The following is a 26,932-nucleotide window of genomic DNA, read 5'->3' as shown; positions in this document are numbered from 1 at the left end:
CATAGTATAGCGCGTTTTCATCAGGCGGGGTGCACCTTCGGTGCATGGCCCTTGGAGGGTCGGAGAAGAGAAATCTGATAGACTACCATCAGGAGGGTTCAATGGGCAAATCTCAACCGACCTATACCAAGGAATTCAAGCAGCAGGCTGTCACACTTTTTGAAACCAGTGGAAAAAGCAAAACACAAATTGCCAGAGATTTAGGGATTTCTGACAGTGCTTTAAGCAAATGGTGTAAAGAGTTTGGAGAACAAGGAAAAGCGGCCTTTCCTGGCAAAGGCCATCAAACTCCGATTGAAGAGGAAATGAAAAGATTAAAGCGTGAAAACGAAATTTTGAGGCAGGAAAGGGACATCTTAAAAAAAGCCATGAGCATCTTCGTGCAACCCCAGCCGTAAAATTCCGCTTCATTCATGAGCATCGTCAGTTCTTCCCCATTCTTCGGATGTGCCAGGTGCTGGAGGTTTCCGAAAATGGCTACTACAATTGGCGTAAACGAGGAAAAAGCCAACGAAAACAGAATGACGAACAGCTTACGGCGCGGATTGAAGATGCGTATCATCAAAATAGGGGTCATTCTGGAAGTCCTCGTATTCATGCGGAGTTAAAAGAACAGGGTATTCATTGTGGAAAGAAACGTATTGCACGCTTGATGCGCGAACAGCAACTCAGTGCGAGAAAAAAGAAGCGAAAACCACGCACAACCAATAGCAATCATGATGTGCCAGTGGCTCCCAATCTCTTAAAGCGAGATTTTGCGGCTGATGCACCAGATAAAAAATGGATGTTCGATTTTACCTATCTTGAGACACGAGAAGGGTGGCTCTATCTTGCAGGGGTCATCGATGCTTATTCACGCAAAATTGTAGGCTGGTCCATGAGTGAGCAGCATGATGCCGAACTGGTTCATGCCGCGCTGCAGATGGCCTTGCTTCAGCGTCAGCCAGGGGCGGAGTTGATCCATCACTCAGACCGGGGCAGTGAATATGCCAGCAGCCGCTATCAAATGCTACTGCATGAGCATCATATCCAGATGAGTATGAGCAAAAAAGGTGATGGTTATGACAATGCGATGATAGAGAGCTTTTGGGCTACCTTGAAGAAAGAGTGCGCTCGAGATGTGATCTTTCCGAGTAGAAATGAGGCAAAAACTGCAGTTTTTGAGCATATCGAAATATATTATAATCGAAAACGGCGCCACTCGTCTTTAGGTTATCTCAGTCCAAATCATTACGAAAAACGTATGATCGGAATACAGAACGATTTTTCTTGACAGGAGTGTTCTTTTTATTCTAAAATAGAAATACGTATTACGTTACGTATTACAAATATGAACGATGTATTCATCATTTTTCTAGCATCTTCCCTCACTCGACATTTCCGTTCGGGTTCCCTCCAAAAACGGGTCAATTCCACCTTGCGACCAAGCACAATGATGTCCCATACACCATCGGGTCATCTTTCAACAGGGGGAAAAGCGACTAGACGTTCGCTTCTTCCAGGAGGAACACACGACAGATGCATCACTGACGGAGAAGGCGATGGACTTCATGCACCCCCAGGCTCTCAGAAGGAGAAAGGGTTTATGGCTGCTCATGAGCTGACTGCAGGATTGCATTTGATGCAATCTGATGGCCACGCGAATGTAATTTTAGCTGTAGCGCCCATAGCTGGTGTACAAGTCATGTATAATTTGGAGGTTACGAACGATCATACATTTGTTGTGGGTACCGGTTCATGGGTTGTTCATAATCGGTGCGCCTGGTAATTTACGTGATTACATCGCAAGATGTTGAATACTAGATATAGTGCCGGTCTTTCTCAAAAGAGGAGTACATAGAGTTCTATACGGGTTTCAACATAGAATTCGAAGCTAAAAATAGAGATTGCAGAGCAATTAGTTGAAGACATCCATTCACTGGTTTGGTATTCTGCAATCTCTCTGGGTTCGTTTAGTAAGTTAACTGGTTACACTTTCTACTATTAGAGCATCACTTATTGTATCTTGTGAAGTTTAAGGAGCGGAGAGATGCTCGAGGGAAATATAATGAGCACGACTTGAATGAAGATGATGGAAGCGCCGTTCTGAATCGATGCCACCCTTTTTATATGCCATATACTCGGGAGTGTGGTGTTTACATAGCGTATTTGGTCTCTTTGCCAGTTTGCTGCTCAGGATAACAAGAGACTATAAATAGAGTATGACATGTAAGATTACAAAGATTACGTTTTATGATGAGGGGAGTGAAAGTAGACTATGGATACACGTGATAGCAGTGTGACGTTTCTCGAATTTGTTCCAGCGATAGTTCGCGTAGTCTGGTCACCTGATGGAAAATATATTGCATGTGGTGCGGTTAACGGGTCGGTTTATTTGTTCGGCCCTGAGATTGATGTGCCGCTGGCTGTGTGGAAGCCTGAGGGTCTTATCGGCTTTGGGAACCTTTCATTCTCGCCTGACTCACGGTTTTTAAAAGTGGTCAGCTCGCTTGCCATTGGGATCTGGGACCTTGTTACCCATGAACGAGTCTTCTCCTATGAAAACGCAAATGAGGATGGAGAGGTAATTCAAGAGCCCAGCGAACCGATTGAAAATACGGATTGGAGTACCCATACATGGTCTCCACATGGAGAATATTTTGCTGTGTTTCGTTGTGATCCAGAACATGATCAATTCAGTAAGGATACCACCTACGAACCGGTTATTTATGTGCAGCAGAACAATCGGAGGCTATGGAATCTTGGATTGATTCATATTTTTGCCACTCAAACGCACCAGGTCTATCGGACGCTGGCGTTAATGGATAACAGCAGGCCTGGTATCTATTGTTTGTCCTGGTCTCCTGATGCTGAGATGCTGGCAATTGGGCACTATCAGCGGGTTCATCTCTGGCAACCGCGAACCAATCAGGTCCTTGCGACCTACGAAAGTCGTATCTACAATGGACCGAAACATCGCTGGGGATGGGGGACGGATGACGTTTTTTCTGATATGCTTGATCTGTATTGGTCACCAGATAGTGCGTTTCTGGCCTGTGTGGGGTATATTGGGATTGAAATCTGGGAGGTTGCAAGTGGGAAAAAGCTGACGACCTATTATGGGCATAATTCAGGTATTATGGATGTCAAATGGGTGATGGACAAAGCAGCGATCGTGTCGGTAGATCGAGAAGACATACATTTCTGGCATTTTCAAGATGGGAGTCTGATTGAGAAAGTCAGTATTCCACCTGTGAATGGTGTAGGAACATATGTACTTTTTAATGCAGCTCTTTCTCCTGACCTGTTATCCCTCGCCTGTGTGGGATATGAGGTAGAGGAATCGTCGAGGAATGCCAAAAAAGGCCTCGCATGGATCTGGCAACCTCATATTAATGGTATAGAAACAGAACATGGGTATTTGATTTAGATTTATCTATTCCGAACGTCAAGGAAAATAGCGAGCTCCTGGCATGAAAAAGTATCAAGTAGTAGACACTCAGTGGTGACGCCACCAAATCGTGGATGGAGTGCTCCGCCGGTAAAGCTCCACTCATTGGTAACCGAGCACAAAACGCCCTTTCGCAGCCGAACCGTTGCCCGTTGTGGTCTGAGTGGAACTGAGCATGGTCCTTTGCGTGATCTGCCTCGCCGTTTGGTGAGATCCATGGCGGCGGAGCAATCTTGTACGTGAACAATTCTTGCACACTCCACACATGGTCTGTCAACCCGCTGGCCATGGCTCCATGGCTGGCGTACACAGTGAACCAACATGCCTCGGCTTGGAAAACTCCTGATAGGGCCGACAAACGTTGTAGGTGCATCCAACCAGGTACATGCCATGCTCTAATCCCGCCAAACGGCTGGCTGCATGACGGCATTTGCGAGTCAAGGCCGCCAGCCGCTCGCGTATCGTTCCATTCAAACGTTCAATGAAGGCGGTATTGAACACGCTTCCTCCTTGAGAGCGCTGGAGCAACAGCTCAGCTTGTTCCTTCGTCCCTCGAGTGATGTGACGCCTCGCCTCTACCGGGAGCGTGCAAACGGCACCTCTGGACACACAGCCCCTCCTGGGTGCCCAGGCCAATCAAACAGCAGAGACGATTACCGGATCGCCTTCCAAAGGATACAACAGAATACACCATCGTTTTTCCTGTAATCCATCGTGCACATGCGCCTACAGGAAGGGAGCCTCTCCGCCCGCTCCTGAAGCTCGTTGAGAGCCCATCACACCATGACAAAAGGTACGAAGTCCACTTCGGGCCCTTTGTCCCGTTTCTTCCCATGCTCTTCCCGTCCTCTTCCCGTGTCCTTCCCGTGTCCTTCCCGCTTTTCCTGCCCAACCGCTGGTTGACCTGCTGGTATTGGGAGTAGACTGATGAGCATGCTCACAACGTTTGTTCATCGCACAAAGGAGATCCCCCATGCCACGAACACGCACAGAGCGAGGCCCACGAAAAATAGAAGAAAGCAAGACCGGGCGCGTCTGGTGGAGGCCGGGAGAACCTCACCCGCTCGACACACTTGATGCTGAACTCTCTGACCTGCGCGACCACCTGCCAACAGAGATCGAGGCGCTTCTGCTGGCCGCCCACCAGACCCAGCAACACCTGGAGACCTTACAGCAGCTTGAGCAGGCCGACGATCCTATGGAAGCATTCACGGCTGCCGACCATCTCGCCTCTCGCGCAGTCGTCGAGCGTTTCCACAATCGGAAGCATGAACACCATCTGCGCACCATCTTCGCCATCCAACGGCGCAAGCGACTCCTGGGGAGATTGCAGGCGATCCGGGCTGCGCTCGACCTGGCGAATGGACTCTTGAGTGAAGACGAGACGTTGTCCGACGAATTCCTCTCCACCTGGCGAGAGAAAACAGCGAAGCCGGAGGAACCAGCGCCGGAACACAGAATGGAACTGGAACTGGAACTGACTGCGGAGTCAGAGCCACCGGAGCTAGATCCAACGGAGCTAGAGCCAGTAGAGCCAGAGCCAGTAGAGCCAGAGCCAGTGGCGGTGGAAGAGATCCAGGAGGAAGTTTTGTCACGAGAAGAGCTGCGGGTCCACCATCTCGACGAACCACTGACGCCCCTGGTCGGATCGGTGGAACAATCCCGTCAGCTGCTCCGAGACTTTGAAGCAAAGCTGCCCGCCTTACGATCTGGCCTGGTCGCAGGCAACGGCTGGATCGAAATATTCCACGTTCCCAAGCGACACTATAAAAAGGAAGTCGTTGCCTACAGCTCTGCCTGGGCCAAGCATCTCGAACACGGTCGTCCTCTTTCTCCAGAGATCGAGCAGGCCATTGATCCTCGCGTCGCCACCTGTATCCGACAGGGTGCGCCCCTTCCCGAAAGAACTGCGCGATCTGGTCTACGACATCACCTACGTGGGACCCTACGCCAAGTATCGCTGGCGAGAACACAAGCGGATCTCCACCGTCTCGCTCGGCCTACTCAATGACTATCCAGAGTACCCCTTCATCCCTGAAGGATTTTAATTTCGCTCATGACAAGGTATATATAAGGTATATAGAAAGGAAGCGGGATGATTCTTTCACTTTCCTGGTCTTGAACCCTCATCCCGCATTTTTCTATATTGCACCACCCACAAAGGTCTCAGGGAGAGAATATTTTTCCGTTATCACGTTTATACGTTAATACGTTTCTGGATTATTTTCTTATTATCTTTTTTTCTTTTTCCGTTATTAAGCTCAAAATTGAGAGCAAAAAAGGTCATTTCCTGTTATTTTCTTTTTCCGTTATTCCGTTATTGTCTTTTTGCGCTTTACAGTGGATGGGTTATTATGTTATTTTCTAAAAAGGTTCTCTGCACTTTTTAAGGAGAAGAGAGGAAATAAGGTATGAAAGTTTACGCACTAACTCATATAAAAGGCGGCGTGACTAAAACCACAACAACAGTAAATCTCAGTCATGCACTCGCACTACTAGGGTATAAAGTGCTCGTGATTGACGCCGATCCCCAGAGTAACAGTACATTTACACTGACTGGCAGAATGGATGAGGAAACTACTGGAACGCTGTATGAAGCGCTTATTCCGGATCGGTCAAAAACTATCGCAGATCTCATCAAAAAAACAGAGCAAGAAAACCTCTTTGTCGTTGAGGGCTCCATGTGGCTCTACACAGGTGAGCGAGAACTTGCCATGAAGAGCAATCGGGAACATTTGCTGAAAAAGGCGATGAGGGGTCTCAAGGGCTTTGATTATGTTTTTATTGATACCTCTCCCAGCCTGGGGTTGATGACCTTAAATGCCTGGGTCGCTTCAGATGGGCTGATCGTTCCCATCACCTTAACCACTTATGGCATGCTTGGCATCCGTATCCTCGAATACTCATTAGCCAAAGAAAGACGGGATCTCGAACTCGATCTGCCCATTATCGGGGTGATAGGCACACTGGATGATCATACCAAGAATAGTAAGGATATGCTTCTCTCTATCCGAAATCACTTCCAGGAACTCGTCTTTGATACAGTTCTGCCCCGAAACATTAAAGTAGAAGAGGCAAATAACCAGGCTATTTCTCTCTTTGAATATGCCCCACAAAGTACAGGAGCAAAAGCCGATGCGGCCCTTGTCAAAGAAATTTTAGAGCGAGTAGCGTAGAAAGGAAACCTGACATGCCAAAGCAAGGTGGGAACACCCGGCTCGATGCACTCCTGGGAGTTGGACTGAAACCAAAGGAACAACAAGACCAAAACCATACTCCAGCACAAAGATCAACGCATGAAGATGGAGAGGAAGAAGAACAAACCAGCAGCAAAAGAAAATCACCAGATGAGTTGGCAAGTGAGAAAGTGACGGCCTATTTCACCTTACCTCAATACGACAAAATAGAAGAGTTAAGAAATGCACACCGAAAAAAAACAGGGAAAAGAATAACGGTCAATGCCCTTCTCCGTCGCCTCGTTGAGCACGCAACGATAGAAGATATCCTTCCATAAAAGGGAGAGGCCCTCTGACTCTGGTAGTAAATGGGGTGGGATGCGGCTTCGGTTAGGAAGGGATCGGGGATGCATCCCACTACTCTCCTTATACTTTGTGCACTGCCAAATATGGAAAAAAACAACAACCGTGAAAAACTGGCACTGCTCAATCGTAACGCCTGGCGATGAACCGCTGCGCGTTACGATTGATAGAAGAGCTATCTTTAATCCTTTCACCAAGCGGGATAAGGTTGCTCGCCGTTCCCCAACCCTTGCCATCACAGGACCAACATACATCCACACATTCATCGGGTGAGACCTCAACCCCACCATTGCCATGGGTTTTGCAAACATGACGGTTACATCCAATCGTTCCACAACGACTAGCCCCTCGTTCCCGGCATCCAGGGTATTGGCATTTATTTTCCATACAACCCTCCAATTATCACCCTGACGGCAGAATAGGCAACACTCCATCCCATCCTCTCTTCTCAGTATAAAAAGACTTGGAGTGAACCCCAAAGACCAGACCACGCTCGAAGGGGTCATAGGCGATGCCGCTGCCAGGCGGTTTCAAATTCCAGAGGCGGCACATAACCAAGGCTGGAATGGAGCCGTTTGGCATTGTAGACCTCCTCAATGAACCGCTGAAGATTGTCTTGTACATCTTCAAAGCCTTCATACGCTTTCAGATAGACTTCTTCTCGCTTCAAGGTTTTAAAGAAACTTTCCGCTTGGGCATTTTCATACGGATTTCCTTTTGACGCCATACTTACACTCGCTCCCACTTGAAGAAGGCGCTGCACGTAAGCAGAACTGGCATACTGGACTCCACGATCGGAATGATGAATCCAATGGGGTTGCACCTGCCGCTGCACGAGTGCTCGTTCTAGTGCATCCAACGTTAAACGCGTGTCAATGCAGCGAGAAAGCGACCAGCCAACACAGACGCGCGAAAAACTATCCAGCAGCGATGCCAGATAGACAAAACAGCGCTGCAGGCGGATGTACGTGATGTCCGCGACCCAGACTCGGTTGGGTTCCTCAATACACATGTTCTTCACTAAATTCTCGTATACTCCATACCCATGATGAGAATCCGTGGTCGTAACAAAGTGCCGTTTGAGATGACACAACAAAGATTCCTCTTGCATCACTCGTAACACATGCTTGTGATTGACACACCATCCCTCACGCGACAACGCATGTGTCACTCGCCGATATCCATAGCCCGGAAATTCTAAGATGATGTGCTCGATGGCATCACGTAAGGCAATCTCCTCTTCCTTCTGTTGGGGCCTCTTTTGGCACACATACCACCATGCCCGATTAACCTGCAAACTCTGGCACAGTTGGCGCACCGAAGGGCTTGCCTCCTCCTGCGATGACTGCTCAATCACGGCGTGGCGCTGCTGGAGCGGCACTGCCGTAACGCTTTTTTTAGCAGATCATTCTCCAGGGCGAGTTGCCCACAAAAACGTTCTAACGCGACCATACGTTGTTCGCTGGTGAGATCAGTCGCCGGCACCCGCTCCTGAAATGCTTGTTCTCCTTTTTTAAGATACTCTTGTCGCCATCGATCATAGACGCTACTAGCGAGATCATGTTCTCGGCAGACTTGTGCCGCCCTTTTCTCTCCCTGCGCGACTTGTTTGACGACCATCAATTTAAATTCACGTGTATACGTTCGTCTCGTTGTCGTCATGGCTCGTTCCTCCTGATGCTTCACTCTTATCACGTTGCTTTTCTCACCCCGATGACAAGTGGTCTGCATACAGGGGTTCATTCCATCCCCCACTACTCCACTACTCCACCACCACTGACCCAAAAAAGGCCAAAAAAAAAGAAGCACTGCTCCAGTTTGATGGGCCACACGTCCAGGGCTTTTTGGTTGTCCCGTACTACCGTGAGAGTTTGCCAAGCAACAATTGTAGGGATTCATGGTGCTGCTCGCAGAAATGCCGCATTTATGATGCAACATTGCTCACACCCAAATAATCCATCAACGCCAGTATTTCTCCATTTAATGCAGCTAGTACTTGTGGGGCTCCATTCACACGAACTTGACAAGCATCTTCACCCAGTGTTACATCACGCCGATAATGTAAACGATTTTCGATAAACCAGTGTTTTTGATTCAATTCAAGCAAGCGCTTGGCATTTGCTTTCCTTCTAGGCAAATTCGTAAAACCATACACAGTCTCTTCCCATTCCTTATCTCCTTCTTTGACGTATCTCCGGATGCGAAAGACCTGCGCAACTCCTGCTCATTCTTGCTCGAACCATTCATTCATCTGCGTACTGGTCCAGATTTCTCGCACTTCTAACCTCCCATGTCCCTTTTGAACACTTTTATGATAATACCATTCTCCCTGGTCACTCTCCTTATCTTCAAAAAAGAGAATGAAATCTTCATACATACTCGGATGGTTATTTTTCACAATCGTAAGGTAATATCCTTCATAGGCATTCACCGCTGCGCACCATTTCTTTTGGGTGTGAAGCGCATCTGTACTGATGATCCTCCCTTTGAGCAATAATGGGTGCATGAACGCTCCTGCTGCGACGATCTCATTTTCCTTGCTCCTGACGGCTTTTTGTGCGAGGACAATACCACTTTCACATTCATACAGCGATAAAAGATGCACTGGTGGTTGACTCTCTTTGGCATGACCCAGCGTCCCACGCAAGACTTTTCCATCCATCGCCGTATGGATCAGGTTTTCTGCAGGCTGCTGGTGTGCGAGGAAGCAACTTTGTTCCGTCTGTTTCGTCTCACGCTGCTCGACTGCTCTTGCTTTCAAGATCACTTGTGCGATGGCTTGGGCAATCTCTTGTCCATCACACTGCGCTAATGCTTCACTATACGTTGAATTGACGGGAAATGGCTTCGGCCAATTGAAGCGCCTTCTCAGCACTTTTTGCCTTTCCTTCACCCAATCAACGACCCCACTGATGGTGGTTTCTCCTGCCATTTTTCCGAGCATCAGTAAGGTCAAAATGAGTGCGAGTGGGTAACGCTTTCCTCGAGCTTTACGCCTGTCAGTCACGCGTTCAAATGCTCGATACAATGATGCATCATCGATCACGAACGGTTCTCGACTGACTTGCTCTGCTTCGTCGAATATGCTAAGGTACATGCAAAGTCATTCCTCACTTTGATAGGTGTTTTTAAGATTTTCCTATTTTAGCAAGAAATGGCTTTTTTTTCTCTTTTTCGGGACTATCGGGACAACCAAAAAGCCCTGGACGCGGAGCAATGTGACCTTTCTTTATGCTGCAAAATCAGGTAGAATAAAGGGAAAATGGAGTTGAGCATGTCTGATCTCTTTCTGAGCCACATTCGCCTGTATCCCATCAAAGGATGTTCCGGGACAGATGTCCAAATGGCCGCTATGGATGCTCGTGGCTTTCGCTATGATCGACGTTGGATGCTGATCAATGAGTATGGTTTAGGGCTACAACAGCTTGATTTTCCTATCCTCGCCCGTATCGTAGCCTCTCTCGACGATGATTGCTTGTGCGTACAGGCGCCGGGAATGTCGCCACTGCGTGTCCCTTTGCAGTCCCCACTGTTGAAACCAGGCATCGTACGCTGGTATCATGGACGCTGCGAAGCCTTTTCGATTAGCGAGCAGGCCGATGCCTGGTTTCAACAGTTTTTGCATGTCTGGTGTCGTCTCGTCTTTATGCCTGAGAACACTCCACGCTTTGTGGCACCCGAATACGCGCTTGATCATGAACTCGCAGCTTTCACAAGCTTTCAATATCATCTGCTGGGCGAAGGTTCGCTAGAGGATCTTAATCAGCGCCTGGACACTCCTGTCCCTCTGGATCGCTTTCGTCCCAACCTCGTCGTCTCAGGAGCACCTCCTTTCGCAGAAGATAGTTGGCATACCGTTCGGATCAATCATCTGACCTTTCACGTGGTTAGACCATGCGATCGCTGTGCTATCACAACCGTCGACGCAGCTACGGGTACGAAGACCGATAAGGAGCCTCTGGCCACGCTAGCAAAATATCGAACATTTCAGCAAAAAGTCTTGTTTGGACAATATCTCCTTTCCAGCGAGAGTGGCATGCTTCATGTCGGAGACACGATTGAGGTTCTGGAGTATCAAAATCCTACCCGTAGTATATAGTGGCCTTTGCTACGCATAGAGATCCTGCGCAGCAATCATTGTTAAACCCTGGAGCCAACTTGCTCAACCTGACATCCCTCTTTATCAAATCTTTAACTTTGCTTCATGTCAACTTCAGGAACACCTTGTATCTTAGGTAGAGCGCCGATGTGTAGGGCCTTGCCAGTCGAGAGCGCAGATTCTCAAGTGAGAGCACGTATCAGCGTGGAATGAGTGAAAAAACGATCTCTGAGTTTTTCGGAGGAGGAAGGTCTGAAAACTGGATGACTATAGAATCACATACCAAGGAGGTGAACGATGAAATCGCTCAATGACAATGAGTCCGTGAGTCCATCGGGACTGACTGGCATGGACGGAGAGAACGGTAAGGGTCGGTCAGGGGTCGTTGGAAACGAACGGCTGACTGCGCTAGCAGGCTCAGTACTCCTCGTGCTGATCCTGGTGGAGCTCGTGAGCTCGGCGTACCTGCAGGCGTTGATGCCTATCCATATCTTTGTTGGAGTACTCCTGGCGGGCCCTTCTCTCCCCGACACTTTTTTCATGCGATTTTTTTCTTCAATAGAAGCAAGAAGAACATGAGAGATTTATTTGAAGAGAAAAGAGAAGAAGTATTCTCCGGGTTTTCCTTGTAAAAGCAAACATTGTTCAAGATTTCCTCTCCTCCCATTTCTCCTACTTCTTCGCTCAATATCTAAGAGATACAGTCTTCCCAGACGAAAGATGTTTTTATCTCTTCGGTCATGGCGGTCATAACGATCCCTTCTTCCATTATGGATACAAGATCCTGCTAAATGAGCAAGCCACCATAGTAGCAAAAACAGCACGAGCAGCAAACGATCTACACGATCTAACCGCCTCACGTGACTTCCTTCCCAATTCCATCCTCTACTTTTCATGTCTTGAAAAGTTGATTCTACTTTAAATCGCTCTTTATATTCTCCAATACGTCTTCGACAAGCAGGACGATCAGAGATCACCAGCAACGGTTTTTCGTAGCCAATTTCCCAATGAGCGCTTAAATTCGTTTCAATTTGATCTTCTTGCCATAAACGAATAGGCCCATAAAACTTCTTTCCCACTTCGCTTACCAGCTCAGGAACGGGACACGTGGGCAACAAATGTCCTCGCGACCATCGCTCACACGTGTGTTGTTCACAAATGCGAAATAAATAATGCCAGTGATACTTTTTACATAGCATGATCATGGGGTGACAACCAAAGGCACAGTCCCCTAATATCGTACAATCAGTCTCTTTCAGGTAGGGCTCTAATCGCATGAATAATTCATCGATCGTATCCCATAACCCCTCTTCCCACTTCGTTTGCCCAGGCATCACTTTCCACACCAGCGGTAAAACACGTGAATGTTGAACAATTCCAATATAAATGACCTGGGCATGCTCTTCATAGCTCGTCAAATCAATGACCAGCTGAACCGGCTTGTTTTGAAAATGCGGCATGATGACATCCAAAAAGGACTTCCACACGTTCTCTGTTTCGATGCGCTTATTGCTGAGAAATCGTTCTAAACGCCGCTCAATACTGGAGACTTTGGCATCGCAATCCTCCAATAAGGCTTCCGCGACGCGCGGAAGAACGATACTTTCTGCCCGTATTGCTCCTAATACAAACAATGCGAGCGTCTTGCTTTGGTGTCCATGCAAACCCTGGAAAAAACTCTTGACTTGCTGCTGCCAGGCAGTACATAATGGATTGAAGGTTTTCATAAAGATCGTTCCTTTGAGTTTTTTTTAATCTACTTTTAGAACGATCTCCTTTTTTTTTCTCCTCGTTTCTCAAGAGGCGCGCGAAGCCTTTTTCTCTCTCGAAAGCGCTCCTGTATTAATCCTTTTCTTCTGTTTTGCACTTTATCTACGCCCAAAAAAGTGTCAGGGAGAGAACTGGCGGGCCCGCTTGTCGTCAAGCTTGGCTCGACCGGCTATCGCTTCCTGCGCTACTACACTCAATCACCCGCCTATGTACGTAGTGGTCCGCCCCGCCTGCCGCTGCGGGTGCTTGGCCCGCTGCTGCTCGTCACGACCCTCGCGGTCATGGGCAGCGGGATCGGACTCGTGGTGACTGGCCCGGCGCAGGCTGGCCTCTTCCGGCCCTTGCATAGCGTCAGTGTCGTGCTCTGGCTCGCGCTGATCTCCGTCCATGTCGTTGCTTACCTCTGGCGGACTCTCCGTTGGGTCGCGGACGACTGGAGAAAACATCCCGCAGAGCAAGCACCAGGACGTGGGTTCCGGCTTGGTGTGAACCTCGGCGCGCTGCTGGTAGGCGCAGTCGCCGCTCTCCTCCTGTTCCCCGGTGCGGCACCGTGGATCATCTTGAACCAGACGGGCCAAAAGATCTCGGGCGCCCTGATCGAAGGCCTGGCTCTCGCCATAGTGGTGCTCCTTGTCACCAGAACATTCAGGTGGAGATAGAGGAACGCCGCCACACTGGCCTGGCCTCGGCTGGATCCACTCGTGATCCAGAAAAGTCGTGTTTCCACTATATCCACTGTCTCCACACAACCGCCTTGTGCACTGGTTCGGCCTGATCCCCACGTGTCTGACCCTCACCCTCTGGATCATCCTCATTTCAGTCAGATGAGCGAAGCTAGCGCTTTGTCTGGAGTCATTTCCATTGACCTCAAGCTGTTTTTGAACGGTGGGGTGACACTGGTTGAATGTCCTGATTGTGCCAGTACACGCACCCTCGAACCTCACAACGGAACGCTTCGGTTTCCAACGCATACTAAACGCAAAACCAGAACTTCCACTACCCAGCAGAGATGGGTTAGGGAAGCAACGGTGTGGAACCTGGTAAGAGGGTAATGTGCAAGTGCTAATTACCGGAAAGCTCCCAGTATCCAGAAACAACAGCTTAACACAAGAGATCACTTGCTATTTTGATTTACACTTATACGACCAGCATCGAATTTAGCAAGTAGACTTCTCTTCGCAAAACAAGAAAGGATAAACCGATGAAAGTGCTCACATTCCAAGAGTTCACTCGACAACTCAGTGAACTTTACGATAAGAAACAAGAGATTACCCAGGCATTCGAGTTCTTACAACAAGAATATCTGCGCTTTCCTGAACATGCCGATCAAACCTATTACTGGCGCATATTTATGGCTGCGCGACTTGGGAAACAATCATTGGCTTTGCAACTGTTTCAAGAAGCCCTTGATCACGGGTATTGGTTTTCCCCCGATCAACTCGAAAAGGACGAAGACCTGATTTCATTGCATCCATTGCCAGCATTCCAGAAAATGGTTGAAATCTGTCGTCAACGCTTAGCAGAAGCGCATGCCAATGCCCGACCCGAGTTACTGGTTCGGGAGCCCGCAAAGCATGCAGATTCCCTCCCCTTGTTGATAGCGCTCCATGGGAATTGGTCTGATGCCCGCAGCACCCAGGAAGCATGGAGCGATGTCACTACACGTGGCTGGTTGCTGGCCGTACCACAATCCTCGCAAATGATCGGGCTCAACTCCTACACTTGGGATGACCGCCAACAAGGCTCGCACGAGGTATTCACACATCTCGCAGTACTCAACAGGACACATACGATTGACCCAGAACGCGTTGTTCTAGGTGGTTTTTCCATGGGCGCAGGCCTGGCTATTTTGCTCACCCTACGCCAATCGACCAAAGCTTGTGGTTTTGTCGTCCTTGCTCCCTATCTCAGTGAGGCAGAACTGGAAACACTGTCAGATCTTCTCGATAGGCAGAAAATCATGGGCCGGAGAGGATATATCATGGTCGGCGAAGAGGATACTCGTTGCCTAAGACCTTATCCGAAAACCCAGTGGTAGACTGAAAGAAAAACCACCAGGAGCAAGAAAAATCATGGCCAGAACCCATCCGTGGAAAGTGAGCGACGAGTTGTGGGAGCAGGTGGAGCCACTGATCCCGCCAACGCCTTCGCATGCAAAGGGAGGTCGCCCGCGCATGCCCGATCGGCAAGCCTTTGCCGCGATCGTGTATGTGTTGCGCACCGGTATCCAATGGAATGCGCTTCCCCGCGAGTTAGGAGCGAGTTCCACCATTCATGATCGCTTCCAGGAAATGGAATCGTCATCGCTCGTCCTCAACCAAGTCGAGAGCATCCTCAGCACCTCTGCTTGGATGCGGGATATGATTACCCGCTGATGCGTCTGTTGGTGAGAGCACGCGGCTATGTGGAGCATATTCGCGATCGTGGGCAGGAAAAGGCCGAGAAAGTCACCATTCCTGGTTATCGCGCCCGGCGATGGGTAGTGGAGCGAACGCATTCCTGGCTCAACCGTTCTCGCCGTCTCCTTGTGCGCTGGGAAAAGAAAACGTGCAACTATCTGGCTTTCCTCCATCTCGCTTGCGCTCAACTCATCTTTGCTAAGATACTGGTTTTTGAATAAGCTCTTGATCATACTCCATTTCATGGATGTACTTGATACGTATCTGGTGATACTCTCCGTCCATATGCGCGAGAAAGAGAGGCTGATCACCAGAGCGAAAAGCATACCGAGGCAAGATCGCCCCAGTGATGTCTGAACCCGTGTGAAGCATTTAGTCGGCAGCGGTGTTGAGGAAGGCTATGTGCTCCTGAGTCAGGTGAACATTCAATGCCTTAAGGTTCTCGTCGAGCTGTTTTCCAGTGCTTGCGGCAATCAGAGGCAGGATCGCTGGTGTTGCCTGCATCATCCAGGCCAACACGACTTGATTGAGGGTTGCACCGACTTCTCTGGCCACTGTTGCAAGAGCACTCATACGGACCTCAGCATCTGAACTCCTGTATTCTTTGGGAAAAGCAACCTCTTTGCGCGTATAGGCACCAGCAAGGAGCGGCGAGTATGCCAGCAATGAGAAATCATCGTGGACCTTGCCATAATCTAAAAGCTCATCATTGATGGTGACTTGTATCCCAAAATCCGCTCCCAACGTGGGACGCAGATACGTATGCCGTTGCTGCACACAGCAATACGGGGTCCAGCCATGGATGTGGCTGATGTTCCGAGCTTGTTCAATGCGCCAGGTCGCGATATTACTACAGCCAATCGCGCGCACTTTTCCGGCTTTGACGAGTCGATCAAACGCAGCCAGTGTTTCCTCCAAAGGCGTTTGGCGATCATCGATGTGAGCATAATAAAGATCAATGAAGTCTGTACCCAGGCGTGTTAAACTGCCCTCAACCGCTTTTTCAATCGTCTGAGCAGAGAGCCCCTCTCTGTTCTCAAATCCTCCGCCCGGGAAAGCTGGTCTTGCTCCAACCTTTGTGGCCAGGACGATCTGGTCGCGGTTTCTGCGGTCTTTCATCCAGCGCCCCAGGACCGCTTCACTTTCGTCTCCCGTCGCTCCATCGACCCAAAAGGAATAATTGTTCGCAGTATCGAAAAATCGTCCGCCTGCCTCGAAATAGTGATCTGCTAGTTGATAGGCTCTTTCTTCCTCAATGGTCGTGCCAAAGGGCAAACAACCAAGGCAGAGCGCACTCACGTGCATGCCAGTTTTTCCCAGAGATACCTGTTTCATCTCTTGCTCTCTTTCATCGTGCTCTGTTGTTCATCGACTATCTTCTCTGCATCGTGGTGTTTCCGTTCAAGCGAACGATAGTGGGCGATTTTGGCCTCGATGATGGCCAAGGTCTGCTGCATCTCTTGCAGGGCCAAAGATAATGTGTGCTGGTGAGCTTCGAGTAGCTCACGTCGTTCTCTCACGGTCGACTCTCCCTGTCGTGTGATCTCTGCAAAGCGCTGCATTTCGGCAACGGGCATCGCGGTTGAGCGCAAGCATTTGAGAAAATCGATCCATTCCAGATCGTCCTCGCTGTAGCGCCGATGACCATTTGGTAAGCGATGAATGGAAGCCATAAGACCTAAACGTTCATAATAACGCAAGGTATGGATGCTGAGCCCGGTTTTCGCAGCAACCTGTTGAATGGGGAGTTCCTTATCCATCAATATCTCCTTCTCTACGAGTGTCATTGAAAGCATACAACCTAGAGTACACTCTAGGTCAAGATCCCTGTGGCGGCTTGTGAGAAATGAATGTTTCGGAGAAGAGCGAAAAATACACGCCTGAGATGAGAGATGTTTACTGAACTGTTGCCATACGTTGCGGTGTGAGTACCCTCACTCACACCGCAACGTATTCTATCTCTTCCAAGAAAGAGATGACCGCGAATGGTTTTTCTTTGAGCACGTCGCACAACTGGAGGGCTTGCTCTCTCCCCTAGATCTGTCAGTGAAGAGTCCTGCTGGCCCGTGATACGTCCTTGATCATTCTGTTCGGTCTCTACATATTTGCTTAAAAAAGAGAATGATGTCTTTGTTATCAAGTGCTTTGCATCTTTCTGCTGATTTTCCTTTATCTATCCAATCACACGCTCACCAGTTTTCGGATAAGCTCTAAGTAGTGCGCGCAAAATCGCTGAAGTCATGCAAACTCACCATTTGCCTTGCAAGCTGGAAATTGATATGGATAAAATTCTCATTAAGGATTTTATCCCTGTGCCTGCTTTCACACGTGTTCTACGACACGAAAAATATTATCCGGGCGGTTTCGTGCCAAAGAGAGAAGAAGAACTCCGGCGGATAACGGTTGGCCCAGCTCCAATAAAAGGCCAATTGATGTCGCTCGCTCATTGGAAAGCACGCCAACACCAGCAAGGAAGCCATCGCGAAAAAGACATCATCGCATCTGCCTACGCTTCTCAGAATCAGAAGGAATTACCAACAGAATAAAACAGTTGCCTTCTTTGGCAACTCGCAAGAAGGTGCTCAGTGTTTCGTTCTCTTCTGCGAGAAAGGCAGAAGAGAACGAAACACTGAAGAACCAACAGAAGAACCAACAAATGCACCAGTGGATGCGGTTCTCCTCTTAGAACAGTCCACAAAGAGCCCGCATCCACTCCTGCTACCAGGTTTGTCTCTCACAACTATTAGCGCCGATGGTATACTGGCTCTTGAAACTTTTTGGTGAAAGCGTTTTTAAAGAGCATCTCACTAGCTGGTGGATGGAATTATCTGAGCTCAAGTCAAGAAGAGATTTCTTCAAATTTCTCAACGTTTCACCAAAAAGTTTCAAGAGCCGCCAATGCATCGGCATTGACACGCATACATCGCCAGTACATTGTGCGCATGGCTTTGCCTCCGCTTTTTCGAGGGTTCGCCAGTGGTATCAATTTTGCGGGAGAGCCAGTATGTTATGAGGTGGTCTCTTCTTAAGAGGTGCAGTGATGGTAGGTGAGTGGTTCTCTTCGCTGTACCTTTCCAGGTCAAGAAAGGTCTGTAATCTCGCACGATAGCACCTATAGCATTCTTTATCCATAAAATGTAAAAGAGCGTCCAATGATATTCAGACACCCTCTTGTCGCCAAAACAAGTCAGAAACGGAGCAGCCCTTGTGAATCCCCATTGATTCACAAGGGCTGCTCCTAGAATAGGTATCCTCTACCATGCCTGACAAACAGACTAACCCCTCCGTCGAAGCGCTTGAATGTGCTGCTGCGATGGGTGTGGACGAACCTCAAACAACGCAGCGAACCGGGCCTTCACGAGCTTGGAAAAATTCCGATGTCCATACTGCTTGGGATCAAACAGAGGATGAAGTGTTTTCATCTGTGTCTCCACATCAGGAACAGTCACCCAGATTTTTTTCCCATGAGCAAGGTGGTCATAGGCCGCAATCACGTGCATCTCAAGAGTAGGCATGTCTATGGTCACAGTGGTAGATGTACGATCCATCCCCGACTCCGCAGTAAGAGTACGAGGTGCCTCTCGCTGATCAAGCAGAACAAAACCAGGATCGGCTTTAAAAGATGCGGGCACTGACTTCGTGAGTCCTAAACACCGCACGGTACATCCAAGGCTTCGCAAGTGGGAAACCAGAGGCGTATAGTCACTATCAGCAAACGCCAGGCAAAACAACCTGACACCATATTGATAGACAAGCTCTAGAACGTCGATCACGAGAGCAATATCCGTGGCATTTTTCCCAGGTGCGACCTGATGATGATGCCGTCGCTCTAATCGATACGGAATAAGCAAACGTTGCCATCCCTGCAATGTCGGCATGTCCCAATTCCCAAACACACGCGGAACCAGCAATGGCCCCAATTCCATCGCTTCTGAAAGGATGGTGTCGATATATTTATAGGTGATGCCATCACCATCAATAAGGACAGCAACCTGAGCAGTGCCCCCTTGCTCATCCCAAAAACGATGCCATTCTGGTCTCCCTTGTGGTTGTTTCATAACAACAATCGCTTTTCCCTTTCTATCACCTCCCCTCTGCTGTTTTTTATCGACCATTTTTGGAAAGTGAGAGAGCCCCACCATTATTGCCCTCCCTTTCTCTCCTATTTCCTTGGGGTCTCCTCCATTGTCCTGCTGGGCGATGCCACCTCGTCAGGACAATGGAGGAGACCCCAAGGAAAGATGCGTTTCATCCTTTTTTTAATACAGATTCTCATCATTGTTGTCTTACTCGGGTGTCTATGTCCCATGCCTTGGCTAGGTGCAAATCTGACTGAAGCACCACGGTAGCATTCACGGATATCGCCAGATCATCAACAAAACACGACATACGTTTGAAACGAAGCGTAAATAGCATCTTCATGCAAAGAGTTCTGCCAGTTGCAGCACTTTCCTCGACTCATGAGGCCAGGCTCGGCCAGCAGCCAATAACGTAGAAAACGCTTCCTGCCTTCTCTTTTCACTCTTTAAACTTCTTGCTCCCTCTACTCCTAGTTTTAAATAGCGCTCAAAATCATCGAAGTTCTGATCGTGAACTGCAGCTAGCGCTTGCTGATTTCTAATTTCAACCAGAAACCGTTGTGGGATACGATCAGTACCTGGATGATCAACTTTCGCTAATTCATTTGCAGCCTGATGGGTATACTTGCTTTTCTCAGCGTGCCTACTTATATCGACATAGGTCAATCCACTAAAAAGGAGAAGCGAATGGCGCCCATAATCCTTCTGAAGAAATGGGGGAGCCTCTACACTTCCTGGAAAGAGATCTTGCGCTTGATTCAATGCATAGAGAGATTCTTTCATCATCCCGTGTTGTGCATATGCGTGTGCTAACTCGAGTGATACTTTGCTTTGTAAAACATCCGGAATAGCTGATCGATGACTATCAGCTTCTACATATGTTTTTAGCATTTCAGGCAAATGGTGTCTGTCATAGAGAGCATTGCCATAATGAGTGAGAGCAGTGACAAGAAGGATTTTGTCTTGAGACATGCGAGCATATTTCACGGCGAAGGTACACTGAGTCAGTCGTTCCAGTGTGTTCAATGGAGCTGGCAGCTTATGCAATGCAACAAGCCCTAGCAATAAAAAGGATTGCGTTGCATAATAGGCTGCGGAGGATTGGTATTTTGATGGGCGCTCTGCCCAGTCCATAAGAACATGCAGATAGTGAGTAATATAATGCTCAACCATCAAAATATCATTCCCCTCCATTGCCATTAAATGCCAACAGGCAGTGACACTTGCCGAACAATGGGGCAACCACTCATCCGGTGAGAGGTCTTGAATACCTTTCGAAATTCCTCCTCCCACCAGTAATCCTACAGGGAGGGCCGCAAGTGTCAACAAGATATGACGTCGAAGCGTATTGACAGGGTGTTTCGCATCGTCAAGCGACATCATCTGTTGGTGGAGTGTTGTTTGTAAGTCAATACAATTGCATCTGCCTGCTCGTGCAATGGCTGTCAGCATTGGAGCAAGTGTTTCACCATTGAATGTGACGCCTCCTATCACTTGAGAAACTTGAGAAACTTGAGATAAAAAATGTCGTCGTGTTGTTTCTGATCCCATGCCGTATTCCATATCTCCATGAAGAGTATTTGTATCCTCTGTATCTTCTGAATTCTCTTGCCCAAAGTGTACCATATTGCAATCGATGCCGAATAATCTACATACTTCTTCTCGTAATGTATGCGGAAATGGAGCTTTTCCATAGAGATATGTTTGAAGTGCAGTTCTACTTATTTCCTAGTTCTGTTGCCAACTCTTCTTGTTTGAATCCCTGTGATTTCACAAATTTTGCATCTATTATCACCTTTTTCATGGATCACGATTCCCTTCTTCTCTTCTTCCAAGCTCGCTACAAAATCATAGTGAGAGTGAGCATATACTGGCAAAAAATGAGCACATCATGGCAAAAAAGCCACCAAAAATCGAAGCATTGAATTATACTAGATACTACTGAATGATAATTCACGATGTTGATTAGCACAATCACTATTTGATGAATATTATTCATTCTAGTGTACGTGAGGAATCATCTCTTCGCAAGAGGTGAAAACATGTTCCTCTTCTGCCCTATTGTTTGCGAGAAAGGAGGTGAAAACACATGCGCATTATCAAAGCAATTCTCACCTTACTCTTTCCGGTTCCGTCAACTTCAAACGTTTCAAGCGTTCAGCGGATTGGTTCTGTTGCTGGTAACGGTGGCTGGCAATCCGAAGATGCTGACCATCTGAAAAAGTAATCGCCCTACAACACAGATAATGGATCATAGAACTTCTCCAAGAGGTCTTATGATCCATTGCTCATATTCTCCGAGAAAGAAGACCAGAGATGAAATTTACGTATCGTTATAGTGGTTTTTATGCTCATATGAAGGATACCAGCCTGCCTCTCCTTGTTTCCTGGCGAATAGGCCAACCGGAGAGCGTGTTGTCAGGGGAGAACAGCGCTGTCCAATGGCTTCACCCCACCAGGAAAGAACCCCTTCCACAGATGACAGAGGGATTGGTCCTTCTTGCTGGTCTCGTGTGGCAAGCGACGACAGCTGATCCCAGAAGTATTGTGAGCACGGTAACTGATAGTATTGCACGAGGTCATTATACTGATCTGGCAACCATTAGTGAAAATGCAGCAGGGTGCTTCATCAAACAAGACGGAACGATCTATCTCTGGGTAGGGTTTTCCTCAAAAGATAGCATCTTTTTCCGGACTGATGGCCCCCGGTTACGCTGGTCTACCAACCCACTTGACCTCATTCATGATGCTTCCGAAATGGACCTTTGGGCACTGCGCCGTTGCTGCCATGGAGACGATGTTTTTATTTATTCTTCCTTACATCGGGTAGAGCAAGGACAGCTGGTCACCATTCATCCAGCGAGAACCATATCAACACAACAGATTGACTGCTTTCGTCCAGACTCATTTCTCACATCAAGAACAACGACACTAGAAACCTTTCGTGAGCCGACCCGCAAAGCACTACAGCTTGCAGTGCAACCACTGCTCTCCGAACGGGTAGGGATGCTTTTGAGTGGAGGATCCGGATCTGCGGCCATCCTTGCGACACTCAAAGCGGCGGGAGTAGATACGATTGCTTACCACATGGAATCGCCCGATCCGGCTGGATCAGAATATCATTTTGCTCGCCTGGTCTGTGAAGCCCTGGATATTCCGTTGCACAGAATCTCCATGGACACAGAAGCGTCCTATCTTTCTTCACAGTGGATATTCTCTCATCCTTATGGACATCCCTGGGCACGTTTTTACGAACAGGTAGCACAACAAGCACAAAAAGATCGGATCTCTCTCCTCGTCACTGGTGGCGGAGATGACAGTGCCTTTGGGCCGGGCCTGCAGTATGGATTGCATGCCATTCTTTCGGCACGCCTTGCCTGGAAAGAGAAACGAGCCATGCTACGAAGAATACTTGCAACGGATTGGAATGTGTTTGCTATCCTCCGAAGTTTACTGCCAATACATTCATTAATAGGACCATCATCGCTCTCTGGAGTCAAAAAAGAAGATCACGAAATGAGAAGAGCCGATTTTTTGACCCCGATCTCAAAACCAAGAGCGTGGGATGATATTGCACTCCAACATGCCCCCTGTTTTGCTCCTCAAGCAATTGCCCTTGAACAGGCAATTTTACAACCCGCTGGCATTCGCCTCTATAATCCCTACCACCAACGAGCCGTTCAAGCGATTTCGCTGGCATTACCAGACGCATACAAACTAACGCCCAATATCTTCCCACAGTTCACTCGCACAGCGCGCATCATTGATAAACCAGTCCTACGGCTTGCATTTGACGATGTCCCCGCAGAAGTCATGTGGCGCACCTGGAACGTTTGGACGCAGACTCCCGGGCAAAGGTTTTGCCTCCACCAAACAGCACGCTTGCAAGATCTCTTAGGAGGACATTCCCATCTTGCGACGCTAGGAATCGCGGATCCATCTCGCCTGGAATGTGTTCTGGAAAGTCGTGTTCTGATACGCAAGAATTATCAGACGCTCGTAACCAGTGCGATGGTCGAACTCTTTCTAAGAAACGCCTGGCAGCCTCAGTTGAAGAGAGGAGGCCCCGTATGGGCAAACACTATCAATTAGCTCCATTGGTATGCTTTGATGACTATGACACAAACGGCTTTCTGTTAGACATCAGACAGAATATCCTGGTAGAATTGAGCAGTCGAGAGACACAGATACTCAACGCCATACTCCATTCTTCTTCCTTCCCGGAAGGACTACAACACCTTGAGGCATACAAGATTAGTGAAAGAGAGATTCTGGCAGTACAAGAGCAACTGAAGCATCAAAAACTGCTTGAGCCTCAGGAAAGTAGATCTGGCGCTTCTGGCGCTTCTAGCACTTCATCTCATCCTCTTGCACAGACGCAAAAGCCGGAAGAAACACAACCGACGCACATCTATTCAGTGACAAAAAGGCAGAGGCTGGGAGGTGCAGGGCATATCATCGCTGTTTTAGCGGAGCTCTGCAAAGGTGATGAAGGAGTCTATAAGGCGCATCAATACATTTGGAATATCAAAAAGCGCTATCCGACACGGAACATCTCAATTGTGGACACAATTTTACTGGTAGATGAGGAATATTGGTTCTATCGATTGATCACAGGACTTTTCGAGCGCCGAATTGCACAGAGTATGGGACAGACTCCTGGCAATGAAGGATTGTGCCTGATACGAGCATTCGCTTTGTGCGCGTATCTCCTTTCGCTTGGAGTACCTGCCAGGATGGTCATCGGGAGACCAAAGTATGGGTCAGGAGATGGTTTCAAACTCCACGTTTGGGTAGCCCTCAAAGAAACACCGTTATATGAACGTCCAAACATTGAACATGGGTATCGTATTTTGTACGACTTTCCTTGTTCCTCTTAAACGAGATAATACAGACGTGCATCTCGAGTTGCTTGACGAGAAACACGTCTGGACATTTCTCATCCCCCATGCATGACCGATGCCTGCTCTTCAACTTGCCTCTTTTCGCCTGCATTCTACAATGTATCTGATTTTTGCCCTCGCGGTTCCCTCTATCGATAAATATCATTTGTGTTTTTTTATGATAGATGAGAGAATATCAATCCTAAAGCAGTTTAGTATGCATATGATACGACTATACATCTCAGGGATGGGAGTGAAGAGAGGCATGAACGACACACATGAAGAAAGACAAGAAGAAAGACAATGACCTCACCATTATTTTTCGTCATCTTATTCCAGAACTGCGGCCCTATACGTGGCGGATTCTTGGGAGCCTCAGCATTACTGGTCTCGTTATAGGAGCTGATCTCTTCCAACCCTACTGTTTCAAATGGCTGCTTGATGCTGCCACAGTGACAGAAAAGTACCCTGTAATTCTTCAATGTCTTCTGCTCCTTTTGGGGCTCGCATTCGTTCGCACCCTCTTCAGTTACTGGGAAATTTATACACGGTCCAGGGTAGGAGAAGCTATCTCAGCTCAATATCGAAGAAAAACATTTGAACACGTGCTTCACTTACCACTCGCTACCCTTCATGATATGGAGGAGAGCGCGTTTGAGCATCGTATCATGCATGATTGCGGTGAAATTGGCCGGGTCTATGTCTCATCCAAATTTCTCCCAACCATCGCGAATATCATTCAAACAATGGCCTTGACACTTCTTATTCTTGTCCTCAGTTGGCAAGTCGGCCTCGTATCTATCCTCGTATTCCCAATAGGGTGGCTCATTTCACAACGGATGGCACGACGCAGTCATACCCAGGTGATGCAACAACGAACACTGGTTGAGCAGGGACACGCAATGCTTCAAGAGATCTTTTCCTGCATACGAGAGGTTCGAGCCGTTGGAAATGAGGCAGGAGAAATACGTCGCTGGGACAACTGGTTACATCGGTATGGGAGTGTTATTTGTCGAACAACAACACAGCATCAGTTTGTGCGACTAACGCTTACCCATCTCATTCACTGGATTGGTCTCTGCATCGTTTTTGGATGGGGTGGATGGCAACTCTTGCAGCACCAGCTCACCGTTGGATCACTCCTGGCACTCTCACTGTATATCCAGCAACTCTATACCACCCTTACCTCAATCTTATCGGGACGTATTGAAACAGGAGAAGTAGCCAACTCATTAGAAGCCCTTGCTGCTGTTTTTCGCCTGCCGCGCGAATGGCCTGATCAAGGGGAACACACCCGAAAAGAAGGGCCAGGAAAGCTCGAATTTGCTCAGGTGAGTTTCTCCTATAAAAATGGTGCAGAAAAAATTCAAAACATTAGCTTTACAAGTGATCCTGAGCAAATGTCGGGCATTGTTGGTCCCACCGGATCAGGAAAAAGTACGCTCATGAATTTATGCATGCGCTTTTATGAGCCTACCAGCGGCAAAATCTTCCTGGATGGGCAAGATATCGCAGAAATCGCTCCCCATGCCTTGCGACAACAGATTGGGTTGGTCTCCCAGGATATCCAACTCTGGAATACAACTATTCGAGAAAATCTGGTCTATGGTCTCCATTGCGACGTGACATGGGAGCACGTTTTAGAGGTCTGTCAGAGGACATGTGTTCATGAGTTCGTGCAGAGATTGCCAGAAGGATATGAAACCGTGGTGGGATCTCGTGGAATCAAACTGTCCGGTGGAGAAAAACAACGCATTGCCCTCGCACGTACACTCCTACGTAATCCCACCATATTGCTTTTAGATGAAGCAACATCTGCGCTTGATTCACTTACGGAAACAGCGATTATGAAAACACTGCTTCAGGAATGGGGCAAGAAAAATCGTATCCTGGTAGCTCACCGTCTGGCAACAGTGCAAGAAGCCGACCAGATTATCGTCATCGAGAATGGAAAAATCGTCGAGATGGACGCTCCCCAGATTCTGTGTCACCAAAACGGACTCTATGCGAAACTCTATCACACACAACAATTGGTAACCCAAAAAAGGTGATCGTTTCTCCTTGGAAGCTCCGATCCTCACCCGTGCAAGCTTCCAGGAAGAATTAAAGCCCATGGGATGCACAACGAGATAACAGCAAGCGAGTGGCATGAGTACAAACAGATAAAAGAGGGAAAAATCCTTTCTCGCGCTCGCCCGCTCGGACAGATCAGAGCAGACCCTTAAAGACGCCAGTGCCGAGAGGTGCTGCGAGGAGGGCTGGCGGACATCGATATCCTGCGGTCTGGAGCCGCCCAGTCAGATGGCGTGATCAGCCTCGTGTTCGGACGCGACTACAGTAGCCCGGACGTTTCCATCTCTTTCCATCTCTTTACATCTCTTTGCATCTCTTTACCGGTGGGGGCTTTTCCTGGCACTGGTCGTGTTCCTGGTTTCCGCTTCTTTCAACAACTGCATTGAAAAGGATATTGTGCAAAGTTCTTCTATATTTTGTATGGTATATGTAGGTATGCCTGTATCTTCGCTCGGCTCCTCGTGTGAAAATTTCCCTTTTTTCAACCATACGGTGGTTGCTCCTCGCTTATTCCCCCATCTTATTCCTCTAATGACTCTATCATCTACTATCGCCACTTCAAAAGGATTCAAAGCAAGCTCCGATAATACACTCTCATAAAGATGGTCTTTATCTTTCTGAGAGAAACGTATCAATCGGAAATAGGGTTCAATCCCCGTA

At 48.1% G+C, this 26,932-nt stretch carries 26 protein-coding genes and 1 pseudogene; 16 read left to right on the top strand and 11 right to left on the bottom strand.

The features are described from left to right. The first annotated feature begins 101 nt into the window (after nucleotides 1-101). The 3 genes from F1593_RS23745 (at nucleotide 102) to F1593_RS23735 (ending at nucleotide 3,409) form a co-directional block, all read left to right on the top strand. Nucleotides 102-1,273, top strand: a protein-coding gene (locus F1593_RS23745) for an IS3 family transposase (RefSeq protein ID WP_149404045.1) whose coding sequence is annotated in 2 segments (ribosomal slippage) — nucleotides 102-369 and nucleotides 369-1,273 — 1,173 coding nt in all. Because the reading frame shifts where the segments join, the coding sequence is not laid out codon by codon here. Between the two features lie 312 nt (nucleotides 1,274-1,585). After that, nucleotides 1,586-1,768, top strand: a complete 183-nt coding sequence (locus F1593_RS28625; RefSeq protein WP_172632402.1) for a hypothetical protein — start codon at nucleotides 1,586-1,588, stop codon at nucleotides 1,766-1,768. A 489-nt stretch (nucleotides 1,769-2,257) separates the two neighbouring features. Next, entirely contained in the window at nucleotides 2,258-3,409 is a 1,152-nt protein-coding gene (locus F1593_RS23735) for a WD40 repeat domain-containing protein (RefSeq protein ID WP_149404043.1), read from the top strand. 294 nt (nucleotides 3,410-3,703) lie between these two features. Here the strand turns inward: F1593_RS23735 and F1593_RS23730 are convergent, their stop codons facing one another. Continuing rightward, nucleotides 3,704-3,931 carry a hypothetical protein gene (locus tag F1593_RS23730; RefSeq protein ID WP_149404042.1) on the bottom strand — a complete coding sequence of 76 codons (228 nt, stop codon included), beginning with the start codon at nucleotides 3,929-3,931 and terminating at the stop codon, nucleotides 3,704-3,706. A 472-nt stretch (nucleotides 3,932-4,403) separates the two neighbouring features. Between F1593_RS23730 and F1593_RS23725 the strand changes: the two genes are divergently transcribed. The 4 genes from F1593_RS23725 to F1593_RS28620 all read left to right on the top strand — a co-directional run bounded on the left by F1593_RS23725 (nucleotide 4,404) and on the right by F1593_RS28620 (nucleotide 7,242). Continuing rightward, nucleotides 4,404-5,441, top strand: a complete 1,038-nt coding sequence (locus F1593_RS23725; protein ID WP_149404041.1) for a hypothetical protein — start codon at nucleotides 4,404-4,406, stop codon at nucleotides 5,439-5,441. Nucleotides 5,442-5,841: 400 nt separating this feature from the next. Next, nucleotides 5,842-6,606 carry a ParA family protein gene (locus tag F1593_RS23720; RefSeq protein ID WP_149404040.1) on the top strand — a complete coding sequence of 255 codons (765 nt, stop codon included), beginning with the start codon at nucleotides 5,842-5,844 and terminating at the stop codon, nucleotides 6,604-6,606. A gap of 14 nt (nucleotides 6,607-6,620) precedes the next feature. Beyond that, on the top strand, nucleotides 6,621-6,944 hold the full coding sequence (locus F1593_RS23715) for a hypothetical protein (RefSeq protein ID WP_149404039.1): 324 nt from the start codon (nucleotides 6,621-6,623) through the stop codon (nucleotides 6,942-6,944). Nucleotides 6,945-7,074: 130 nt separating this feature from the next. Next, entirely contained in the window at nucleotides 7,075-7,242 is a 168-nt protein-coding gene (locus F1593_RS28620; RefSeq protein WP_172632401.1) for a hypothetical protein, read from the top strand. A gap of 229 nt (nucleotides 7,243-7,471) precedes the next feature. On the opposite strand, the gene F1593_RS23710 is transcribed toward F1593_RS28620, so the two are convergent. From F1593_RS23710 to F1593_RS23700, 4 genes are all read right to left on the bottom strand, one after another. Next, the gene (locus tag F1593_RS23710; protein ID WP_149404038.1) at nucleotides 7,472-8,350 is read right to left on the bottom strand and encodes an IS3 family transposase; all 879 of its coding nucleotides are present in this window, start codon (nucleotides 8,348-8,350) and stop codon (nucleotides 7,472-7,474) included. After that, the gene (locus F1593_RS28615) at nucleotides 8,323-8,631 is read right to left on the bottom strand and encodes a transposase (RefSeq protein WP_172632400.1); all 309 of its coding nucleotides are present in this window, start codon (nucleotides 8,629-8,631) and stop codon (nucleotides 8,323-8,325) included. The genes F1593_RS23710 and F1593_RS28615 overlap by 28 nt, the downstream gene beginning before the upstream one ends. A 262-nt stretch (nucleotides 8,632-8,893) precedes the next feature. After that, the gene (locus F1593_RS29465) at nucleotides 8,894-9,124 is read right to left on the bottom strand and encodes a hypothetical protein (protein WP_235932681.1); all 231 of its coding nucleotides are present in this window, start codon (nucleotides 9,122-9,124) and stop codon (nucleotides 8,894-8,896) included. Between the two features lie 69 nt (nucleotides 9,125-9,193). Continuing rightward, on the bottom strand, nucleotides 9,194-10,066 hold the full coding sequence (locus F1593_RS23700) for an ISAs1 family transposase (protein WP_235932680.1): 873 nt from the start codon (nucleotides 10,064-10,066) through the stop codon (nucleotides 9,194-9,196). 177 nt (nucleotides 10,067-10,243) lie between these two features. Here F1593_RS23700 and F1593_RS23695 point away from each other — a divergent pair, with 177 nt between their 5' ends. Further along, nucleotides 10,244-11,068 carry an MOSC domain-containing protein gene (locus F1593_RS23695; RefSeq protein ID WP_172632399.1) on the top strand — a complete coding sequence of 275 codons (825 nt, stop codon included), beginning with the start codon at nucleotides 10,244-10,246 and terminating at the stop codon, nucleotides 11,066-11,068. 584 nt (nucleotides 11,069-11,652) lie between these two features. Here F1593_RS23695 and F1593_RS23690 read toward each other — a convergent pair. Next, nucleotides 11,653-12,795, bottom strand: coding sequence for a transposase (locus F1593_RS23690; protein ID WP_149404035.1), 1,143 nt, complete (start codon nucleotides 12,793-12,795; stop codon nucleotides 11,653-11,655). Nucleotides 12,796-12,954: 159 nt separating this feature from the next. Between F1593_RS23690 and F1593_RS23685 the strand changes: the two genes are divergently transcribed. The 3 genes and pseudogenes from F1593_RS23685 (at nucleotide 12,955) to F1593_RS23675 (ending at nucleotide 15,458) form a co-directional block, all read left to right on the top strand. Next, entirely contained in the window at nucleotides 12,955-13,497 is a 543-nt protein-coding gene (locus tag F1593_RS23685) for a hypothetical protein (protein ID WP_149404034.1), read from the top strand. A gap of 542 nt (nucleotides 13,498-14,039) precedes the next feature. Further along, the gene (locus F1593_RS23680; RefSeq protein ID WP_149404033.1) at nucleotides 14,040-14,876 is read left to right on the top strand and encodes an alpha/beta hydrolase; all 837 of its coding nucleotides are present in this window, start codon (nucleotides 14,040-14,042) and stop codon (nucleotides 14,874-14,876) included. Between the two features lie 34 nt (nucleotides 14,877-14,910). Continuing rightward, nucleotides 14,911-15,458 (top strand): annotated as a pseudogene (locus F1593_RS23675) (transposase). Between the two features lie 151 nt (nucleotides 15,459-15,609). Here F1593_RS23675 and F1593_RS23670 read toward each other — a convergent pair. Together F1593_RS23670 and F1593_RS23665 are read right to left on the bottom strand one after the other, a co-directional pair. After that, nucleotides 15,610-16,572: an aldo/keto reductase gene (locus tag F1593_RS23670; protein ID WP_149404032.1), complete on the bottom strand. Its 963-nt coding sequence runs from the start codon at nucleotides 16,570-16,572 to the stop codon at nucleotides 15,610-15,612. Further along, nucleotides 16,569-16,997: a MerR family transcriptional regulator gene (locus tag F1593_RS23665; protein WP_149404031.1), complete on the bottom strand. Its 429-nt coding sequence runs from the start codon at nucleotides 16,995-16,997 to the stop codon at nucleotides 16,569-16,571. Before F1593_RS23665 ends, F1593_RS23670 begins: the two co-directional genes overlap by 4 nt. Nucleotides 16,998-17,516: 519 nt before the next feature. Here F1593_RS23665 and F1593_RS23660 point away from each other — a divergent pair. Continuing rightward, on the top strand, nucleotides 17,517-17,783 hold the full coding sequence (locus F1593_RS23660) for a hypothetical protein (protein WP_149404030.1): 267 nt from the start codon (nucleotides 17,517-17,519) through the stop codon (nucleotides 17,781-17,783). Between the two features lie 729 nt (nucleotides 17,784-18,512). Here F1593_RS23660 and F1593_RS23655 read toward each other — a convergent pair. Both F1593_RS23655 and F1593_RS23650 read right to left on the bottom strand, forming a co-directional pair. Further along, nucleotides 18,513-19,295 (bottom strand): NYN domain-containing protein, encoded by a 783-nt coding sequence (locus F1593_RS23655; protein ID WP_172632398.1) that lies wholly within the window; start codon nucleotides 19,293-19,295, stop codon nucleotides 18,513-18,515. A 360-nt stretch (nucleotides 19,296-19,655) separates the two neighbouring features. Further along, nucleotides 19,656-20,867, bottom strand: coding sequence for a hypothetical protein (locus F1593_RS23650; RefSeq protein ID WP_149404028.1), 1,212 nt, complete (start codon nucleotides 20,865-20,867; stop codon nucleotides 19,656-19,658). A gap of 538 nt (nucleotides 20,868-21,405) precedes the next feature. On the opposite strand from F1593_RS23650, the gene F1593_RS28610 reads away from it, so the two are divergent. From F1593_RS28610 to F1593_RS23635, 4 genes are all read left to right on the top strand, one after another. Next, nucleotides 21,406-21,543, top strand: a complete 138-nt coding sequence (locus F1593_RS28610; protein WP_172632397.1) for a hypothetical protein — start codon at nucleotides 21,406-21,408, stop codon at nucleotides 21,541-21,543. An 89-nt stretch (nucleotides 21,544-21,632) separates the two neighbouring features. Next, complete coding sequence (locus F1593_RS23645) at nucleotides 21,633-23,408, top strand: asparagine synthase-related protein (RefSeq protein WP_149404027.1); 1,776 nt, start codon at nucleotides 21,633-21,635, stop codon at nucleotides 23,406-23,408. Next, on the top strand, nucleotides 23,387-24,196 hold the full coding sequence (locus F1593_RS23640; protein ID WP_172632396.1) for a lasso peptide biosynthesis protein: 810 nt from the start codon (nucleotides 23,387-23,389) through the stop codon (nucleotides 24,194-24,196). The genes F1593_RS23645 and F1593_RS23640 overlap by 22 nt, the downstream gene beginning before the upstream one ends. A gap of 281 nt (nucleotides 24,197-24,477) precedes the next feature. Continuing rightward, nucleotides 24,478-26,250, top strand: a complete 1,773-nt coding sequence (locus F1593_RS23635; RefSeq protein ID WP_149404025.1) for an ABC transporter ATP-binding protein — start codon at nucleotides 24,478-24,480, stop codon at nucleotides 26,248-26,250. Nucleotides 26,251-26,589: 339 nt separating this feature from the next. Here the strand turns inward: F1593_RS23635 and F1593_RS23625 are convergent. Then, on the bottom strand, nucleotides 26,590-26,932 hold a 343-nt coding region (locus F1593_RS23625; protein ID WP_149404024.1), incomplete at its 5' end, for an HAD hydrolase-like protein.

This window comes from Dictyobacter arantiisoli, from assembly GCF_008326305.1.
Classification (GTDB): Bacteria; Chloroflexota; Ktedonobacteria; order Ktedonobacterales; family Ktedonobacteraceae; genus Dictyobacter; species Dictyobacter arantiisoli.
Note: the sequence above shows the minus strand (reverse complement) of the source record. Positions and strands in the feature narration are given on the sequence as shown.